The sequence below is a fragment of the Mesorhizobium sp. WSM1343 genome (assembly GCF_055901535.1).
In genome coordinates this window covers 1,634,897-1,652,411 of sequence record NZ_CM148370.1, presented here as the reverse complement: position 1 = coordinate 1,652,411, position 17,515 = coordinate 1,634,897, and the positions used below count along the sequence as shown (strand labels likewise).

Sequence of the window (17,515 nt, the reverse complement as noted above, 5' to 3'; positions counted from 1 at the left end):
GCCAGGTTTCAACAAAAGGCCGCGACGACCCGACATTCCGGGAATGTCATTCGACATCCGGGATGACATCGACCCGCAAGCGCCCTATGTCTGCGGCCATAACGGAGAGATATGATGCCGGTCGAAATCGAACAGTTCATGTGCCGCAGCGACAATTTCGGCGTGCTGGTTCATGACCCCAAAAGCGGCCAGACCGCGATCATCGATGCGCCCGAGGAAGCGCCAATATTGGCCGCGATAAAGCGCACCGGCTGGACGCCGACGATGATCCTGACCACACATCATCACATGGATCACGTTGAGGCCAATCTGGCGCTCAAGGAGCGCTTCAAGCTGCGCATCGTCGGCCCGGAGGCCGAAAAGGCCAAGATCCCCGGCATCGACGAGACCGTCGAAGACGGCTCGGTTCTCCATCTTGGCGATGAAAGGATCGAAGTCATCGCCACCCCCGGCCACACTGCCGGCCACGTTTCCTATTATTTGCCGGCCTCGAGCGTGGCGTTCACCGCCGACACGCTGTTTGCGCTGGGTTGTGGGCGGCTGTTCGAATGCAAGCCGCCGGTAATGTATGATTCGCTTAAGAAGCTGGCTGCACTTCCAGCTGAAACGGCCATCTATTGCGGCCACGAATACACGCTCTCCAACGCCCGTTTCGCGCTGACCGTCGACCCGTCCAATTCAGCATTGAAGGAACGCGCCGCCAGGATCGAAAAGCTGCGCGCCGAGAACAAGCCGACGCTGCCGACGACGATCGGCGAGGAACTGTCGACCAATCCCTTCCTGCGCTGGCACGATCCGGCGATCCGCAAGCATCTTGGGCTGGAGAAGGCTTCCGACGCCGAGGTCTTTGCCGAAATCCGCAAGCGCAAGGACAACTTCTAGAGCCCGTGATATCGTCGACGCCGTGACCAGCTCCGCCGAAATCATCGCGACGCTCGGGCTGAAGCCGCATCCGGAAGGCGGCTGGTATGCCGAGACCTTTCGCGATGGCACTGGCGGCGCGCGCGGCCATTCGACCGCCATTTATTTCCTGCTTGAGGAGCATCAGGTTTCGGCCTGGCACCGGGTCAAGGACGCCGCCGAGGTCTGGCATTTCCATGCCGGAGCCCCGCTGGCACTGGCAATGTGGGAAGAAGGCAGCACCGTTGTGGAGCAGGTGCTTGGAATCGATCTCGCAGCCGGTGAGCGGCCGCAGATCGTCGTGCCGGCGGGCCGGTGGCAATCGGCGCGCAGCCTCGGCGAATGGACGCTGGTCGGCTGCACCGTCGCGCCGGGCTTCGAGTTTGCCGCCTTCGAACTGGCAGCACCCGGCTGGCAGCCGAAACAACCGTAGCTCAATAAGAGCCCGGATATAGCAGGGACCCAAGCGTGATCGCGAGTTGGGCGGCGTAGTACAGCGCCCAGACGGCGAAGCGCATCCAGGCGCGGTGCGGCGAGATGGCGGCCACCAGGAATTTCTCCGTGGCGAGCAGCCCGTCGGATGCCATGAACAACAGCGCGCCGCCGATCACGGAGACGTTGCTGGTGGTCAGCGCCGAGATACCCATTGCCAGGATCGCAGCGACATAGACGGCGATCGGGATACGCAGGCCGGGACCGACGCGCCGCCACAGCGCCGCCAGCATGACGGCCGCAAACACCGCCATGGCGAGCGCGATCGCTCCGCGCCACGACTCGGCGCCAAGCACCCCCAACCCGCCACCGCTGCGCAGGAACAGCGCGACATAGACGATGTGGGCGATAAGAAAACTGGCCAGCCCGCCGAGGAAGGCCTTTTCACCGTCGCGCGACAGGAATGCGTCGCCAACGGCGCTGAGGGCGAGCGCGGCGGCGAGCAGCAGCGGGCCGCCCTGCAGCCCGGCCAGCACGGCAAGCATCGCCACGGCGAGCGTCTTTGCCGCCGAGCGGGCGAGCGTTGGTGGCGTGCCAAGCGTAAAGGCGTAGATCACCGCCGCCGCCAGCGAAAAGATCAGTGTCGCATTGGCATTTGCGTCGATGCCGCCGGCAAACGGCATCGTCATGCCCCGGCTCCGCTTTGGGATGCCCTGGCTCCGCTCTCAGCCGCCGGTTTGCGCAGAAACAGCGACTTCGCTGCAAGTGCGGCCCCGCCGGTGATGAGCACGCAGGCGGCGAGGATGCGCAGCGACGGCTCGGCGACGCCGGCCGCGATCAGCACCAGCGTCGACAACAGCGGTGCGGCGTAGCTTGCAGCACCCAGCACCTGGATATTGCCGCGCTTGACGCCGATGTCCCAGGCATAGAAGGCAGCACCCACCGGCATCAGGCCAAGGCCGAGCACGGCCAGCCACTGGCCGGCACCGTCAGGCAGAACCGTCTGTTCCAGCGCCAGGTGGCAGGCGAGCGACAACACCGCGGTCGCTGCGCAGAACCAGGTGACGATGCTGGTCGGCACCGACGGGAAGCGCCGCGACAACAGCGAATAGGACGACCACAGCACGGCACAAACGGCGGCCATCGCATAGCCGAAGGCGTAACGGGCGTCGAAGGCGAGGCCCCCGCCCTTGGTGACGATCAGCACGGTGCCGGCAAGGCCGAGCAGCGCGCCGACGACATGGTTCCAGGCCAGTTTTTCGCCCGGCATCAGCGCCGAGCCGAGCACGATCAGCAAAGGCCACAGATAGGCGATCAGGCTCGCCTCCACAGCCGGCGCATTGCGCAACGCTGTGAAATAGAAGAAGTGGTAGCCGAACAGCCCGGCAATGCCGATCAGCCACACCTGCGGCGGTATCCTCTGGCTCTTGTCGGGTGCCGGCATGAACAGCCGCGCGACCAGCCCGACACCGGTGCCGATCGAGAAGGTGATCGCCGACAAGAGGAACGGCGGCACCTGGCCCGACGCATCGGTGAGCAGTGCGAGCAGCGCCCACATGGCGACCGCCGAAAAGCCGATCAGTGTTGCGCGCCCCATTCTGTCTCCAGTGGCGCGCCAATTCTGCGCCTGGCTATTGTACCGCTTCGAAACGTCCGGCGCTGATGGTCAAGGTGCCGATCTGCGTGCCCACCGTGGCATGGATCGGCGCATATACGCCGGTTTGGCCGAGCGGTGCAAACGTCACCATCATGCGGCTTTTGTTCTTGAGATAGTTGAGCGCCTTGCGGCCCTTGCGATAGCCAGCCACCGGCTCGAAGCCCATCCGGCAGGTAACCGTGTCGCCCTTGTAGCCCGGCACCGAGATCGTGCCCTTCGAAGCGTAGGTCAGCGTCAGATCGGCGCGCATCTCGCCGTCGTAGAACTTTACTGTGCGGCCGCAGACCTGGTCGAGGCTGTCGGCATAGATGACGGTGGCAGCCATCGGATCGAGCACCGATGCCAGGTCGCCGGCACCGAGCGGCACCCAACTCTTGGGGTCGCGCTTGCCCGGCGCCGGGACGACCTGCGTCGAGGTGACCCTGCCATTGGCAAAGCGGATGTCGACCACCGATGCCTTCTTGCCGGAGGTGTAATCGGCGCGGAATGCCTGCGGCACCATCCTCTTGCCCGCAATCGTGCCTTTGGACGAGATCGTGCCACGCGTGTCGTCGAACAGTTTTGCCAACCCTGCCGCGCTGACGCTGCCTTCGATCGCGTAGGCGCCGTTCTCATAACGGCTGGAAAACGTTGATTTCGCTATCGAAAGTCCAAGGAACGACACCGTATACTCGCCCTTGAACGACTGCGGCGAGGCAGCAGACGCGGCGGACGGCAAGGCTGCGGCAAGCATGGCGGCAAAGGCATGTGACGAACGAAGCATGGCGGGATCGGGTCCTTGATTTTCGGCCGGAGGCGGGCAACTCCGGTCTGGCATGTCCCTATGAGACCGCTTATAGGATGAATTCCGGCCTTAATATGAAAATGCCGGGCGCGCCGTGGGCAATGCAGGAGCTTGACGCCTCGGCGAAATGCAACTATGGAACGCCAACTTTTTCCATAAGGCCGCCTGACCAGAACCGCGCGCCACCCGGCGTGGGCTTGAGTGTTTGGCAGACCCCGAGAACTGAAGGTTAGAACAATGTCCCGCACCTGCGAACTCACTGCCAAGGCAGTCATGTCCGGCAACAATGTGAGCCACGCCAACAACAAGACCAAGCGTCGCTTCCTGCCGAACCTCGTCAATGTAACGCTGATTTCGGAAGCGCTGAACCAGAATGTGCGCCTGCGCATCTCGGCCAACGCACTGCGTTCGGTCGAACATCGCGGCGGTCTCGACGCCTTCCTGGCCAAGGCCGACGTCAAGGAATTGTCGCAGCGCGCCCGTCTGCTGAAGAAGCAGATCGCCAAGAAGACCGCCGAGCAGGCTGCCGCTTAAACAGTTCAAAGGCGGGGGACGACCGCCCTGGCCAACATCTTGTTGGCCTTGGAGCATCGGATCGAAGCCGCAAGGTTTTGGCAATCCGGTGCCCACATACGAAGGCGAGCATCGCCCGCATGGGCATGATGCTTGGCTGGTTCCATTACCCAGGATAAAAAAATGATTTCCTTCTCGCGGTATTTGCCCTTCGTGGCCGCCATGGCGCTTGTCGTCGTGGCATCGAACATTCTCGTGCAATTCCCGATGCAGGGCCAGATCGGGGGCCTCTCGCTGGCCGACCTTCTGACTTGGGGGGCCTTCACCTATCCCTTCTCGTTCCTGGTCACCGACCTCGCCAACCGCCGCTACGGACCCACTGTGGCGCGCCGGATCGTCCTTGTCGGCTTCATGACGGCGGTGATCTGCTCGATCCTTGTCCCGCCCTTCCTGTTCCGTCACGGCCTGATCGAATTCGAGACCGCCGCCGACCGGCTGGTGCGTATCGCGGCCGCGTCCGGAGCGGCGTTCCTTTCCGCGCAACTGCTCGATGTCACCGTGTTCAACCGGCTGCGCCGGCAGAGCTGGTGGCGGGCGCCGATCATCGGCACGCTGGTCGGGTCGGTGTTCGACACCGCCGTGTTCTTCACCGTCGCTTTCTCGGCTGCCTTTGCCTTCGCCGGACCAAACGACGGCTTTGCGTTGGAAAACGCACCCTTGATGGGCGTCTTCCATGTCGAGGCGATGCGCTGGATCTCCTGGGCGCTTGGTGATCTCTCGGTGAAACTGATCATCGCCGTCGTCGCACTCATCCCCTATCGGCTGCTCGCCGCCCGCTGGAGCCAGCCCGCGGTTGCGGCTTAAACCATGATCCCGAAAAGTGGGACCCAGTTTTCGGAAAAGATCATGGTCGGACAAAGATCATGATCCCGTGGATCCAGCTCGATTCAGCGAAGACCCCAGACGGCGGACAAGAACTTCGCCTCAAGCGGCGCGGCACCGAATTCTCGATCATGCTGGGCACCAACGAGCTCATGAACAGCCGCCTCAGCGGTTCCGAGGAAGCGCTGGCAAAACTCTCCTGCGGGCGGATTGCCGGCCATAGCCAGCCAACAATCCTGATCGGTGGGCTTGGCATGGGTTTTACCTTGCGCGCCGCGCTTGCAGAATTGGCCAATGATGCCGGAATCGTCATCGCTGAACTGGTGCCGGCCGTTGTCGCCTGGGCGCACGGTCCGATGGCCGAAATCTTTGGCGGCTGTCTCGACGATCCGCGCGTCACCATCCAGGAGACCGATGTCGGGCAGCTGATACGCTCGCAGCCCGCGGCCTGGGACGCCATCCTGCTCGATGTCGACAACGGCCCGGAAGGCATCGTCCACAAATCCAACGACGCGCTCTACAGCCTGCAGGGCCTCGCAGCCGCACGCAGCGCCCTCAAGTCGGGCGGCGTGCTGGCGGTGTGGTCGCAAGGCCCCGACATCGGCTTCACGCAGCGGCTGAAGCAGGCAGGCTTCGGGGTCGAAGAGGTCAGTACGCGCGCCAACGGCAAGCGCGGCGCGCGCCATATCATCTGGATCGCCACCAAGACGTAAAGCCGGCGGGCTCAATCCTGGTGCAGGATGAATTCCAGATAGAGGTTGCGCTGCAGGATCGAGTGGTTGTCGTCGGAGATCAGCGACACCATCAGCGCGCCGTCGTCGCGGGTCCAGACGTCGAGCCCTTCCATATTGTCGATCTGGTAGCCCATGTCGGCCTCCAGCAGCACCGGCCCGTCGGCGACCGCGCCCTTCTCGACGCTTTCGCCATAGATGCGCCGCAGCCGCATCTTGACGCCCCTCGCCATCGAGAAACTGCGCTCCAGAAGCAGCAGATCGCCATCCGGCAGGAAGGCGCCGTCGGTGATGTCGAAATCGCCGTTGCGCTTGACAGTAAAGACGCCCTTGTGCGGCCCCTCGATGAGGGCGGCATAGATGTTGCCGGCCTTGTCGAGGCTCTTTTCGGAGACCACGACCAGGCCGCCCTCATGCTGACCGTTGGCATTGGCGTGGGTGACGGTCTCGAAGCCGCGATTCTGGCGCAGCTCCTGGGCCGGAACGACGAAATCCAGCGGCTTGAACGGCGCCTTCATGTCGTTGGCGTCGATCTTGAACTGGGCGACGCGGTGGCTGCGCTCGAAGCCGACGGTGGCAATGCCGTCCTTGACCGCGAGGCCTTCCGCATCGACCTCCCATTTCCTGTCGATCGGCCGGCCGGTCTCGTCGACCATCTGCTGCATGCGGAAATTCTGGATGCCGGAGGGCCGCTTTTCCGCGTCGCGGACCACCGTGCCGAAGAACCAGAAGCCGGTGTCGGCAACGCCGATGAAGTCACCGCCGGCCTTCAGGAAGCGGAAGGCCGACAGCGCGCCGAAATCGCGTGTCGGCGAGGTCATCTCCAGCCCGCCGACGAATTCGAAAGGGCCGAATTGCTTGTCGGCACGGCCAATGTGAAATTCGGTGATCGGGCGGGCCGAGATTTCGACCGGTTCGACAGAACCAGAGTCGGGCGAACCGGCTGCCGCCGAAGCCACACCGGAAAGCAGGGCGATGGCGGCGAAAAGCGTCTGCTGAAAGCCGCCGCGCCTGGAGATCATCCGGCGCGCCGCATACCACCGCCGCGCCGCGTATCCTTCGCGCTTTCCTCGGCAAACAGCGAAGCCAGCTGCTCGGTCATGGCGCCAGCCAGCTCCTCGGCATCGACAATGGTGACGGCGCGGCGGTAGTAGCGCGTGACATCGTGGCCGATGCCGATGGCCAAGAGTTCCACCGGCGAACGCGTCTCGATCAGCTCGATGACGGCGCGCAGATGGCGTTCGAGATAATTGCCCGGATTGACCGACAGCGTCGAATCGTCGACCGGCGCGCCGTCCGAGATCATCATCAGGATCTTGCGCTGCTCGGGCCGGGCGATCAGCCGGTTATGCGCCCACAGCAGCGCCTCGCCGTCGATATTTTCCTTGAGCAGGCCTTCGCGCATCATCAGGCCGAGATTGCGCCGTGCCCGCCGCCACGGATGGTCGGCCGATTTGTAGATGATGTGGCGCAGATCGTTGAGCCGGCCAGGATTCGGCGGCTTGCCGTCCTTCAGCCATTTCTCGCGCGCCTGCCCGCCCTTCCACGCCCGCGTGGTGAAGCCGAGGATCTCGACCGAGACGCCGCAGCGCTCCAGCGTGCGCGCCAATATGTCGGCGCAGGTGGCGGCGACCGTGATCGGCCGGCCGCGCATCGAGCCGGAATTGTCGAGCACCAGCGTCACCACCGTGTCGCGGAACTTGGTGTCGCGCTCCTGCTTGAACGACAGCGGCTGCATCGGATCGATGACGACCCGCACCAGCCGTGCCGGGTCGAGATAGCCCTCTTCCAGGTCGAAGTCCCAGGAGCGGTTCTGCTGCGCCATCAGCCGGCGCTGCAGGCGGTTGGCCAGCCGCCCGACGACGCCGGACAGGTTGGCGAGCTGCTTGTCGAGGAAGGCGCGCAGCCGGTCGAGCTCTTCTTCTTCGCACAGTTCCTCGGCGCCGACCGTCTCGTCGAAAGCGGTGGTGAAGACCTTGTAGTCGATCTCTTTCGGCAGATTGGTGAAGGGATTGTCGTTGCGGCGCGCTTCGCCGGGTGTTTCGGCATCGGCGTCGTCATCGTCGGACAGATCGTCGGCGGTGGCGTCGGAGGCTTCCGTCTCGGCCGACTGCTCGTCATCGGCCGAAGCTTCGGCATCCTCGGACTGCGACTGCTCGGAGCCGGAATCCTCTTCGCCGCCCTCCTCGCTCTGCTCCTCGCCTTGCGGCTGGTTGTCGTCATTGTCCTCGGAATCTTCCGTCTCCTGGTCGTCGCCGAGTTCCTCGGCCATCTCCATGGAAGCGAGCATCTCTCGCACGACCCGGGCGAACGCCTGCTGGTCGCCGAGCTTGGCCGACAACCCGTCGAGGTCGGCCTTGGCCTTCTCCTCGACCCAGGGGCGCCAAAGTTCGACCAGCCGCTCGCCGCTTTTCGGGATCGGACGGCCGGTCAGCTTCTCGCGCACCATCAGGGCAAGAGCTTCCTCGATCGGCGCGTCGGCCTTGTCCTTGATGTCGACGAGGTTGGCCTTGGCGTATTTGTCCTCCAGCATCGAGCCGATATTGTCGGCGACGCCCTGCATGGCGCGTGAGCCTATCGCCTCGACGCGAGCCTGCTCGACCGCGTCATAGATGGCGCGGGCCGCCTTGCCTTCCGGCGCCAGCTTGGTGTGGATGCGCACATCATGGCAGGCGCGCTTCAGCGCCATGGAATCGCCGAGGCCGCGGGTGATCGCGATATCGGTCTTCGATGCCTTCTTGGGCAGCTCCGGCAAGCGCGCGCGGCTGCCGGCGAGCGCCGGCCGGTCCTTGGCGAAACCGACTTCCAGTTCCTTGTCGCCGGCAATGGCGCGCATGCAGACGGTGACGGCACGCTTGAAGCTGTCGGCTTCAGAGCCCGTCTTCGACTTGTTGCGCGTGTTGTCGCCCGGACCCGCCATCATCTATCTCTATTGTACCGCTGGCCGCTGGCCAAGCTGAGTGCGCAGGAGGCCGATAATCTCTTCGACCGAGATCGTAAAATAGCCGCCTTTCCCACTGTCATATGCCTGTCTCCAATGACTGTATCCGTGGTCAAACCCGTCGGGAATTGGACGAACACCCTCAAGTTCAACCAGACTTTCTCTCAGTACTTCAGCCGCTACAGGGAGGTGAGGGATTGTTTGCAGCTGCTTTCCGTCATTAGGTATCGGCGCGTCAGAGACTGAGATCGATACGATCGGCTGACTTTCGCCTTCCAGATAATCGACAGCGCCTATGATCACACGCGAGGATACTGGTGTCGCGCCGTGATACGTCCAAGTCTGCCCAGGTTTGAGTGGTTGGTTCTGGGCCATGGCTGCCTGACTGAGACCAAAGCAGAGGAATACAAGACTCCATAGGAACGTCCGGTGGGTCGTTCCCATGGAGCGGTCTTAGCCCAGCACCACGTTGGCGGCGCTCTCGGGCAAATCCTCGCCGAAGGCGCGCTGGTAGAACTCGGCCACCACCGAGCGCTCCAGTTCGTCGCACTTGTTGAGGAAGGTCAGCCGGAACGCCATGCCGATATTGCCGAATATCTCGGCATTCTCTGCCCAGGTGATCACCGTGCGCGGGCTCATCACGGTCGACAGATCGCCGTTGATGAAGGCCGAGCGCGTCATGTCAGCGACGCGCACCATCTTGTTGACGATGTCCTTGCCCTTGCCGTCGCGATAGTGCTTGGCCTTGGCCAGCACGATGGCGACTTCATTGTCGTGCGGCAAATAATTCAGCGTGGTGACGATCGACCAGCGGTCCATCTGGGCCTGGTTGATCTGCTGGGTGCCGTGATAGAGGCCGGTGGTGTCGCCCAGGCCGACCGTGTTGGCGGTCGAGAACAACCGGAAGGCCGGATGCGGGCGGATAACCCGGCTCTGGTCGAGCAGCGTCAGCCGGCCTGACGATTCCAGCACGCGCTGGATGACGAACATCACATCCGGACGGCCGGCATCATACTCGTCGAAGCACAGCGCGACATTGTGCTGGTAGGCCCAGGGCAGGATGCCGTCGCGGAATTCGGTGATCTGCAACCCGTCCTTGACCACGATCGCGTCCTTGCCGACGAGATCGATACGGCTGACATGGCTGTCGAGGTTGACGCGCACGCAGGGCCAGTTGAGGCGGGCGGCGACCTGTTCGATATGGGTCGACTTGCCGGTACCGTGATAGCCCGACACCATGACGCGGCGGTTGTAGGCAAAGCCCGCAAGGATCGCCATCGTCGTGTTCTTGTCGAACAGATAGTCCGGGTCGATGTCGGGCACATGCTCCGATGTCACCGAATAGGCCGGCACCACCATCTTGGATTCGAAGCCGAATTTCTCCTTCACCGACACCGTCGTGTCGGGCAGGTTGGCGATGTCGCGATCGACCTTGTTCATATCTCTCAACGTCTCCACGGGCGAAACGTCTGATTTCGCCGGCAATCGATTTTGTCCGGGGGCGGTCTTAAAGCCTTTTCCAACCTTATGAAAGTTGGAAAACGACACGAACCGTATGGTCGCTCAGCACAGGCCCGCCTGTTTGAGCACGCGATAGGCTTGCAGCACATCGCGGAACCGGTCTTCCGAACCTCTGTCGCCACCATTCGCATCCGGATGGTGTAGTTTCACCAGTTCCTTATAGCGCGCCTTGATCTCCTTGCCAGTCGCCTTTGTATCAAGACCAAGCGTTTCCAGCGCCTTGGCCTCAAGCGGCTTGGCCTTGCGCTCGCGCGCCTCGCGCGGATCCTTGGGTCCCTTGAACAGGTCGAACGGGTCGCGCATGCGGTTATAGTAGCCGGCGCGGCCGGAACGCATCTGGGCCATATCGGGCGACGACCGGGTCGAGGCCCCGTTGGCGCCCATCTTCCAGGTCGGCCGGTGCCCGGTCATGGCTTCCTTCTGGAAGCGCGCGACCTCGGTGTCCGGTACGCCGGAAAAGTAGTTGAAGCCCTTGTTGTACTCGCGCACATGATCGAAGCAGAAGTGGAAATACTCACCCTCCTTCATGCGCCCGACCGGCGCACGATGGGTGCCCGCTTCCTTGCAGCCGTCCCACTGGCAGATCGGCGAGTGCGACTTCAGCTCCGCGTCCTTGTCGGGGCGGACGCGAATCTTCTCGAAATATTTGGGGTACGGCTTCATCTTACCCATTTATGGGGCGTTCGCAGATGCGAAACAAGAATTGACATTTTCGCGATCATCGCCCTAACCGCTGAATCGCGGCATAAAGCAGGCGAATGGCGGATTTTGTTGCGCGGCGGCGGCCCCTCGCGAAACCGATTTTCGGTTTCCAGGCCGAGACGCCAACGATATGTGGTGAAGGGAGATGGCGATGTCCATACAGGCGACCATGGAAGACAAGCTCAACAAGGCATTTTCGCCGGACAGGCTGGTTATCATCAACGAGAGCCATCTCCATGCCGGCCACCACCATCACGGCTCCGACCATCACGGCACTTACGACGGCACCGGCGAGACGCATTTTCGCGTCCGCGTCGTCGCTTCCGCCTTTGCCGGCATGAGCCGCATCGACCGTCACCGCGCCGTCAACGAACTGCTTGCCGACGAACTGAAGGCCGGTGTGCACGCGCTGGCGATCGAACCCGCGGCTCCCGGCGAAAAGACCCGCTGGTAGGTCGCTTCCCCGCGCTCAGAGCACCGCTTCGATGAGGAACGGCCCGCGCCGTGACAGCGCACTGTCCAGCAACGTGTCGAAGCGCTCGCACGTATCGGCGCGAGCCGCCTCCACGCCCATGCCTTTGGCCAGCGATACCCAGTCGAGCGAGGGATGGTCGAGGTCGAGCATGCGCCTGGCGTTCTCGCCGATGGCGCTGACGCCGACATTCTTCATCTCGCCATGCAGGATCGCATAGGTTCGGTTGGAAAACACGATCGTCACCACGTCGAGCTTTTCCCGCGCCTGCGTCCACAGTCCCTGCACCGTGTACATGCCGCTGCCGTCGGCTTCGAGATTGACCACCTTGCGGTCGGGACAGGCAATTGCCGCCCCGGTCGCCATCGGGATGCCGCCACCGATCGATCCGCCCGTGCCCATCATGTAGTCGTGCGGCGCGGCAAAGGCCGACAGCGCGAAGAAACGCCTGGCCGAGGTGACCGCTTCATCGCAGACGATCGCATCGGCCGGCAGTTTGCGCGCCACCGAAAGTGCGACGGCATCTTCCGTCAGCTTGCCGTTCGGCGTTGCCTCGTCGGGAAAAGCGGCCGCCAGCACCTTGTGTTGCGACGGCTTGATGCCAAGTTCGTCGCGAAGCGCCTCCAGCGCCGCATGCAGATCGTCGCCATGGGCGGCCAATGTCAGCACCTCGCAGCCTTCCCGGACAAGCCGTCCCGGTTTTCCCGGATAGGCGAAGAAGGCAACCGGCTCCTTTGCGCCGACCAGGATCAGAACATCGACGTCGCTCAGCACAGCCATCGCCGCATCGACCGGATAGGGGATGCGGGTCGGCGCGGCACGCCCGCGCCCGCGTTGCATCCGTGCGATCAGAACCTCGCCGAACAGCCGGACGTCGCTGCCCGCCGAGATCTGCCCGGCGATGGCAAGCGCATCGGCGCGCGCGGCCTTTCCGCGAACGATCATGCCGGCCCGCCCCGGAGCGGCACGGATCGCCGCGGCGATCTTGCGTACCGCGTCCATATCGACGGCCGGCGTCGGCGCCAACGTCACCTTGCCGGGCAAAACGGCGTCGACTTCGCCCCAGGCGGCATCCGCCGGCAGGATCAGGGTCGCGACGCCGGGTGGTGTCAGCGAGGCGCGAAAGGCCGCTTCAGCTGCCGGCACGACATCGGCCGGACCCTTGACGCGGCCGACCCAGTTGGACATCGGCGCCGCAAGGCTCTCGATATCGCTGGTGAGTGGGGCATCGAGCGGCAGATGGTAAGAGGCGTGGTCGCCGACGATGTTGATCATCGGGCTGAAGGCACGCCGGGCATTGTGCATGTTGGCCAGCCCATTGGCCAGGCCGGGACCGGTATGCAGCAGCGTCGCGGCCGGCCGATCGGTCATCCGCGCATAGCCATCGGCGGCACCCGTCACCACGCCTTCGAACAGCCCGAGCACGCAACGCATTTTCGGCTTGCGGTCAAGCGCTGCAACGAAGTGCATTTCGGAGGTGCCGGGATTGGCGAAGCAGACCGTCACATCATTGGCCAGAAGCACGTCACACAGGACATCGGCGCCGTTCATGCAATTCCCTCCCGCTCAAGATCGCAGAGCAGTTGCACCCGCGAGCACCCGCAGCAATGTCCTGCCGCTACTTTTGATCTAATCCAGTGCCGTAAAGATCAGCCAACCGTCGATTTCAGGAATGCCAGCGCGGCCGCGGTCAACGCGTCGCCGTCCTCGCCGAAATCGCGATTGATCGACATATGCGTATAGGCGCTGCCGTCGAACAGCGTAACCTTGGTGCCCGTCGAGCGCAGGCGCTCGGCAAAGGCCTTGGAGTCCTCGCTCCGGCCCGATGCCCGCGAATAGGCGATGAAAGTCGGCGGGTGCTTGCGGCCGTCGACATAGCTGGCCGGCGAAAGTGCCGCCCATTGCGCGGGATCGGAAAAGACGCGGGCATAGGCCCGGACCATACCGCCATTCTTGGCAAGTGCTGCAAGATCATAGGCCCTGGTGTCGTCGAGGATGAGCGCGGCTATGCCCGGCAATCCGCCGCGCATGCCGGTCAGCGCAACCAGATGGCAGCCGGCCGAATGGCCCATGCCGACGATGCGGTTGGGATCGCCGCCATGCCGGGCGATGTTGGCCCTGATGTAAGCATAGGCCTTTTCGACGTCACCAGCCTGGGTGGCGACATTGGCCTGCGGCAGCATGCGGTAATCGATGGAGACGAAGCAGAAGCCGTTGGCGAGCAGGAAGGCCGGTTTGGCGTCCACCTGACTGCGTTTGCCAAACTGCCAGGTGCCGCCATGAACGAAAAACACGACCGGCAGGCCGATTGCACCATCGGGCGCGTAGATGTCGAGCTTGGCCGGCCCGTAGTCGAAGGTTTCTGGCGTGGGCCGGCGTGTTTTCCACGCGGCCGACGCTTCCAACGGCAGCATCGCCGCCATGGAGGCCATGATCAGGCTTCGTCGATCGATCATCATTGTCTCCTGGCAAGGCAAGACTGCACGCGGCCGCCCCAGCCGTCCAGTCAGGGGTTCGCAACACACCCGCTACCCGCGCTGAATACGGCTCCGCAACGAGCGCTTTGGTCTCGCGGAGTAGCCTCAATCCTTAAGATCGCGGCCACCTCTTCACATGAAGGGAACAAACGGTGCCCCCCGGCAGTTGAATGCGAGACGAGCCGAATGGAAGCCACAGCGGCTCCGAGGGCAAAAGCATCATGCGAGAGAACCAGTCTGACGTCTTCGATCTCTTTTCGGAAATTTACACCAACGCGGCGCAGGAAGAGATCAGCATCCAGCAATATCTCCTTGCCTGCCGCGAGGACAAGTCGATGTATGCCTCGGCGCCTGAACGGATGGTCGAGGCGATCGGCGAGCCGAACCTGGTCGACACCAGCAAGGATGAGCGGCTCGGCCGCATTTTCTCCAACCGGACCCTGAAAGTGTACCCCTCCTTCGCCGATTTCTACGGCATGGAGGATACAATCGAGCGCATCGCCGGCTATTTTCGCTATGCGTCCCAGGGGCTCGAGGAGCGCAAGCAAATCCTCTATTTGCTCGGCCCGGTGGGCGGCGGCAAATCCTCCCTTGCCGAGCGGCTGAAGAAGTTGATGGAACAGCGCCCGATCTACACGCTGAAGGTCGGCAACCAGGTCAGCCCGGTTTTCGAATCGCCGCTTGGCCTTTTCCATCCCGATCGCATGGGCGACCTGCTGGAGGATAAATACGGCATTGCCCGGCGCCGCTTGAACGGGCTCATTTCGCCCTGGGCGGCCAAGCGCCTCGACGAACTTTCCGGCGACATTTCCAAGTTCAGCGTCGTCAAGCTGATGCCGTCGCGACTGCGCCAGATCGGCATCGCCAAGACCGAGCCCGGCGACGAGAACAATCAGGACGTCTCGGCCCTGGTCGGCAAGGTGGACATCCGGCAATTGGAAAACTTCAGCCAGTCCGATCCGGACGCCTATTCCTATAGCGGCGGACTGAACCGGACCACCCAGGGCCTGCTTGAATTCGTCGAAATGTTCAAGGCGCCTATCAAGGTCCTGCATCCGCTGCTGACGGCCACCCAGGAAGGCAGCTACAACGGCACCGAAAATTTCGGCGCCTTTCCCTACCAGGGGATCATCGTGGCCCATTCCAACGAGTCGGAATGGCTGCAGTTCAAGAACAACAAGAACAATGAGGCTTTTCTCGATCGCATCCTCGTCGTCAAGGTGCCGTATTGCCTGCGGATAACCGAAGAGCGGCAGATCTACGAGAAACTGCTGCGGGAGAGCGAATTGGCCGCCAGTCCCTGCGCTCCAGAGGTGCTGGACATCCTCAGCCGGTTTACCGTCTCGACCCGCTTGGCCGAGCACGACAATTCGCCGCTCTACACCAAGATGCGCGCCTATGATGGCGAGAACCTCAAGGAAGTCGACCCCAAGGCAAAGTCGGTTCAGGAATATCGGGACGCCGCCGGCGTAGATGAGGGCATGGCAGGCGTCAGCACGCGCTTTGCCTTCAAGATCCTGTCGCAGACCTTCAACTACGACACCGAAGAGGTGGCCGCCGACCCCGTGCATCTCATGTACATCCTGGAGGAGGCAATCAAGCGCGAACAGTTTCCGAAGGAGACGGAAGCCGCCTATCTGGAGTTCATCAAGTCCGAGCTGGCCGCGCGGTATGCCGAATTCATCGGCCATGAGATCCAGAAAGCCTATCTGGAATCCTACAGCGAGTACGGCCAGAACCTTTTCGACCGCTACATCGCCTATGCCGACGCTTGGATCGAAGACCAGGACTACAAGGATCCCGACACAGGCCAGATCCTCAACCGCGAGGTTTTGGACAACGAGCTTTCACAGGTCGAAAAACCGGCCGGCATCGCCAATCCCAAGGACTTCCGCAATGAGGTGGTGAAATTCACCCTGCGCGCCCGTGCAAGAAACCATGGCCGCAACCCGGCGTGGACAAGTTACGAAAAGCTGCGGGAAGTCATCGAAAAACGCATGTTCGGCCAGGTCGAGGACCTCCTGCCGGTGATCAGTTTCGGCTCCAAGCAGGACAGTGTCACGGAAAAGCGGCACAATGAATTCGTGCAGCGGATGGTCGAGCGCGGCTACACCGAGCGGCAGGTGCGTCGCCTTGTGGACTGGTACATGCGGGTGAACAGGGCGGGTTAGAGAACCCGGATGGTTCCATGCCGATCTTCATCGACCGCCGCCTGAACCCGAAAGACAAAAGCCTCGGCAATCGCCAGCGCTTCCTGCGACGCGCGCGCGAGGAATTGAAACGCAGCATACGCGATCAGATCCGCACCGGCAGGATCGCCGACGCGGATTCCGAGCATGCCGTGCGCATGCCCGAAAGAGGCACAAGCGAGCCGAGCTTCAACAACGCCCGCGACAGCGGCAGGCGCCAGCACATCTTGCCGGGCAACAGGCATTTCTCCGCTGGAGACCTGATCCCCAAGCCCGGCGGGGGCGGCGGGGGGGCATCGTCGCCGGGAAACAAGGCATCTGAAGACGACTTTCGTTTCGTGCTGTCGCGCGAGGAAGTGCTCGATCTTTTCTTCGAGGATCTCGAGCTCCCGGACATGGTCAAGCTCAACCTCAAGGAGATCCTTGCCTTCAAGCCGCGCAGAGCCGGCTTCGCCGCCACAGGTTCGCCGACCAACATCAATGTTGGCCGCACGATGCGCAACAGCCACGGCCGCCGCATTGCGCTGAGGCGCCCCAAGCAGGTCGAACTGGATGCGATCCTCGAGGAAATCGCCTCGCTCGAGTCGACGCCATCCAGCGCCGACGCGCGCCAGCGTATTGCGGCATTGCGCGAAGAACTCGACCGGCTGGAACGCCGCCGCCGCCGGATTGCCTATGTCGATCCGGTCGACATCCGCTTCAACCGCTTCGATTCCCGGCCGGTGCCGAACGCCAATGCCGTCATGTTCTGTCTTATGGACGTGTCCGGGTCCATGGGCGAGCGCGAGAAGGATCTGGCCAAGCGCTTCTTCGTCTTGCTGCACCTGTTCTTGAAACGGCGCTACGACCGCATCGAGATTGTCTTCATCCGCCACACGCACCTGGCTCAGGAGGTCGACGAGGAAACATTTTTCTACAACACCCAAAGCGGCGGCACCGTCGTTTCCACCGCGCTGGAGGAAATGCACCGTATTATCACCAGCCGCTACCCGGCCCATGACTGGAACATCTATGCCGCCCAGGCCTCGGACGGCGACAATTTCGCCGGCGATTCGGAGCGATGCATTTCGCTGCTCAATGGCGAGCTCATGCGGCTGTGCCAGTATTTTGCCTATGTCGAGATCATCGACGAGCGTGAAGCCCATATTTTCGGCTCGACAGAAAACGGGACATCGCTGTGGCGTGCCTACAACTCCATCGACCAGAAATGGCCGAACTTCCAGATGAGCCGCATCGCCACACCCGCCGATATCTATCCGGTTTTTCGCCAGCTCTTTGGCAGGCAGCCGGCCGCCCTCAAGAGGGCATGAGGTT

Annotated in this window: 17 protein-coding genes; 8 read left to right on the top strand and 9 right to left on the bottom strand. The window is 62.8% G+C overall.

Annotated features, from left to right (window positions below):
- Positions 1-114 precede the first annotated feature (114 nt).
- Entirely contained in the window at positions 115-882 is a 768-nt protein-coding gene (gene gloB / locus AC0NIL_RS07985; protein ID WP_013529378.1) for a hydroxyacylglutathione hydrolase, read from the top strand.
- Positions 883-904: 22 nt separating this feature from the next.
- On the top strand, positions 905-1,333 hold the full coding sequence (locus AC0NIL_RS07980; protein WP_024503746.1) for a cupin domain-containing protein: 429 nt from the start codon (positions 905-907) through the stop codon (positions 1,331-1,333).
- A gap of 1 nt (position 1,334) precedes the next feature.
- On the opposite strand, the gene AC0NIL_RS07975 is transcribed toward AC0NIL_RS07980, so the two are convergent.
- The 3 genes from AC0NIL_RS07975 to AC0NIL_RS07965 are packed head-to-tail and all read right to left on the bottom strand — an operon-like array spanning position 1,335 to position 3,752.
- Positions 1,335-2,021, bottom strand: coding sequence for a lysoplasmalogenase (locus AC0NIL_RS07975; RefSeq protein WP_473572636.1), 687 nt, complete (start codon positions 2,019-2,021; stop codon positions 1,335-1,337).
- Positions 2,018-2,929 (bottom strand): aromatic amino acid exporter YddG, encoded by a 912-nt coding sequence (yddG, locus tag AC0NIL_RS07970; RefSeq protein WP_024503744.1) that lies wholly within the window; start codon positions 2,927-2,929, stop codon positions 2,018-2,020. Before yddG ends, AC0NIL_RS07975 begins: the two co-directional genes overlap by 4 nt.
- Before the next feature lie 34 nt (positions 2,930-2,963).
- Positions 2,964-3,752: a DUF3108 domain-containing protein gene (locus AC0NIL_RS07965; protein WP_473572637.1), complete on the bottom strand. Its 789-nt coding sequence runs from the start codon at positions 3,750-3,752 to the stop codon at positions 2,964-2,966.
- A 258-nt stretch (positions 3,753-4,010) separates the two neighbouring features.
- On the opposite strand from AC0NIL_RS07965, the gene rpmB reads away from it, so the two are divergent.
- The 3 genes from rpmB (at position 4,011) to AC0NIL_RS07950 (ending at position 5,881) form a co-directional block, all read left to right on the top strand.
- Positions 4,011-4,307, top strand: a complete 297-nt coding sequence (gene rpmB / locus AC0NIL_RS07960) for a 50S ribosomal protein L28 (RefSeq protein WP_013529373.1) — start codon at positions 4,011-4,013, stop codon at positions 4,305-4,307.
- Positions 4,308-4,469: 162 nt separating this feature from the next.
- Complete coding sequence (locus AC0NIL_RS07955) at positions 4,470-5,150, top strand: queuosine precursor transporter (protein WP_473572638.1); 681 nt, start codon at positions 4,470-4,472, stop codon at positions 5,148-5,150.
- 59 nt (positions 5,151-5,209) lie between these two features.
- A complete protein-coding gene (locus AC0NIL_RS07950; RefSeq protein ID WP_473572639.1) occupies positions 5,210-5,881 on the top strand; it encodes a spermidine synthase in 672 nt (223 codons plus the stop codon).
- Positions 5,882-5,892: 11 nt separating this feature from the next.
- On the opposite strand, the gene AC0NIL_RS07945 is transcribed toward AC0NIL_RS07950, so the two are convergent.
- The 4 genes from AC0NIL_RS07945 to AC0NIL_RS07930 all read right to left on the bottom strand — a co-directional run bounded on the left by AC0NIL_RS07945 (position 5,893) and on the right by AC0NIL_RS07930 (position 11,033).
- Complete coding sequence (locus AC0NIL_RS07945) at positions 5,893-6,921, bottom strand: esterase-like activity of phytase family protein (protein ID WP_473572640.1); 1,029 nt, start codon at positions 6,919-6,921, stop codon at positions 5,893-5,895.
- Complete coding sequence (gene cobT / locus AC0NIL_RS07940) at positions 6,918-8,819, bottom strand: cobaltochelatase subunit CobT (protein WP_063169108.1); 1,902 nt, start codon at positions 8,817-8,819, stop codon at positions 6,918-6,920. The genes AC0NIL_RS07945 and cobT overlap by 4 nt, the downstream gene beginning before the upstream one ends.
- 474 nt (positions 8,820-9,293) lie before the next feature.
- Positions 9,294-10,280: a cobaltochelatase subunit CobS gene (gene cobS / locus AC0NIL_RS07935; protein ID WP_013529367.1), complete on the bottom strand. Its 987-nt coding sequence runs from the start codon at positions 10,278-10,280 to the stop codon at positions 9,294-9,296.
- 123 nt (positions 10,281-10,403) lie between these two features.
- Positions 10,404-11,033, bottom strand: a complete 630-nt coding sequence (locus AC0NIL_RS07930) for a J domain-containing protein (RefSeq protein WP_013529366.1) — start codon at positions 11,031-11,033, stop codon at positions 10,404-10,406.
- Between the two features lie 181 nt (positions 11,034-11,214).
- Here AC0NIL_RS07930 and AC0NIL_RS07925 point away from each other — a divergent pair, with 181 nt between their 5' ends.
- Positions 11,215-11,517 (top strand): BolA family protein, encoded by a 303-nt coding sequence (locus AC0NIL_RS07925; protein WP_013529365.1) that lies wholly within the window; start codon positions 11,215-11,217, stop codon positions 11,515-11,517.
- Between the two features lie 15 nt (positions 11,518-11,532).
- Here AC0NIL_RS07925 and AC0NIL_RS07920 read toward each other — a convergent pair whose 3' ends face one another.
- Together AC0NIL_RS07920 and AC0NIL_RS07915 are read right to left on the bottom strand one after the other, a co-directional pair.
- Positions 11,533-13,086 (bottom strand): acetolactate synthase large subunit, encoded by a 1,554-nt coding sequence (locus tag AC0NIL_RS07920; protein ID WP_473540812.1) that lies wholly within the window; start codon positions 13,084-13,086, stop codon positions 11,533-11,535.
- A gap of 98 nt (positions 13,087-13,184) precedes the next feature.
- Entirely contained in the window at positions 13,185-13,991 is an 807-nt protein-coding gene (locus tag AC0NIL_RS07915) for an alpha/beta hydrolase (RefSeq protein ID WP_013529363.1), read from the bottom strand.
- 242 nt (positions 13,992-14,233) lie between these two features.
- On the opposite strand from AC0NIL_RS07915, the gene AC0NIL_RS07910 reads away from it, so the two are divergent.
- Positions 14,234-16,183 (top strand): PrkA family serine protein kinase, encoded by a 1,950-nt coding sequence (locus AC0NIL_RS07910; RefSeq protein WP_013529362.1) that lies wholly within the window; start codon positions 14,234-14,236, stop codon positions 16,181-16,183.
- 17 nt (positions 16,184-16,200) lie between these two features.
- A complete protein-coding gene (locus AC0NIL_RS07905) occupies positions 16,201-17,511 on the top strand; it encodes a YeaH/YhbH family protein (RefSeq protein ID WP_024503738.1) in 1,311 nt (436 codons plus the stop codon).
- Positions 17,512-17,515: the final 4 nt, after the last annotated feature.

Excerpts from the sequence above, each read along its gene's own strand:
- gloB (WP_013529378.1), top strand. The coding sequence starts at position 115 with ATGCCGGTCGAAATCGAACAGTTCATGTGCCGCAGCGACAATTTCGGC.
- AC0NIL_RS07975 (WP_473572636.1), bottom strand. The coding sequence starts at position 2,021 with ATGACGATGCCGTTTGCCGGCGGCATCGACGCAAATGCCAATGCGACA.
- yddG (WP_024503744.1), bottom strand. The coding sequence starts at position 2,929 with ATGGGGCGCGCAACACTGATCGGCTTTTCGGCGGTCGCCATGTGGGCG.
- AC0NIL_RS07965 (WP_473572637.1), bottom strand. The coding sequence starts at position 3,752 with ATGCTTCGTTCGTCACATGCCTTTGCCGCCATGCTTGCCGCAGCCTTG.
- rpmB (WP_013529373.1), top strand. The coding sequence starts at position 4,011 with ATGTCCCGCACCTGCGAACTCACTGCCAAGGCAGTCATGTCCGGCAAC.
- AC0NIL_RS07955 (WP_473572638.1), top strand. The coding sequence starts at position 4,470 with ATGATTTCCTTCTCGCGGTATTTGCCCTTCGTGGCCGCCATGGCGCTT.
- AC0NIL_RS07950 (WP_473572639.1), top strand. The coding sequence starts at position 5,210 with ATGATCCCGTGGATCCAGCTCGATTCAGCGAAGACCCCAGACGGCGGA.
- AC0NIL_RS07945 (WP_473572640.1), bottom strand. The coding sequence starts at position 6,921 with ATGATCTCCAGGCGCGGCGGCTTTCAGCAGACGCTTTTCGCCGCCATC.
- cobT (WP_063169108.1), bottom strand. The coding sequence starts at position 8,819 with ATGGCGGGTCCGGGCGACAACACGCGCAACAAGTCGAAGACGGGCTCT.
- cobS (WP_013529367.1), bottom strand. The coding sequence starts at position 10,280 with ATGAACAAGGTCGATCGCGACATCGCCAACCTGCCCGACACGACGGTG.
- AC0NIL_RS07930 (WP_013529366.1), bottom strand. The coding sequence starts at position 11,033 with ATGGGTAAGATGAAGCCGTACCCCAAATATTTCGAGAAGATTCGCGTC.
- AC0NIL_RS07925 (WP_013529365.1), top strand. The coding sequence starts at position 11,215 with ATGTCCATACAGGCGACCATGGAAGACAAGCTCAACAAGGCATTTTCG.
- AC0NIL_RS07920 (WP_473540812.1), bottom strand. The coding sequence starts at position 13,086 with ATGAACGGCGCCGATGTCCTGTGTGACGTGCTTCTGGCCAATGATGTG.
- AC0NIL_RS07915 (WP_013529363.1), bottom strand. The coding sequence starts at position 13,991 with ATGATCGATCGACGAAGCCTGATCATGGCCTCCATGGCGGCGATGCTG.
- AC0NIL_RS07910 (WP_013529362.1), top strand. The coding sequence starts at position 14,234 with ATGCGAGAGAACCAGTCTGACGTCTTCGATCTCTTTTCGGAAATTTAC.
- AC0NIL_RS07905 (WP_024503738.1), top strand. The coding sequence starts at position 16,201 with ATGCCGATCTTCATCGACCGCCGCCTGAACCCGAAAGACAAAAGCCTC.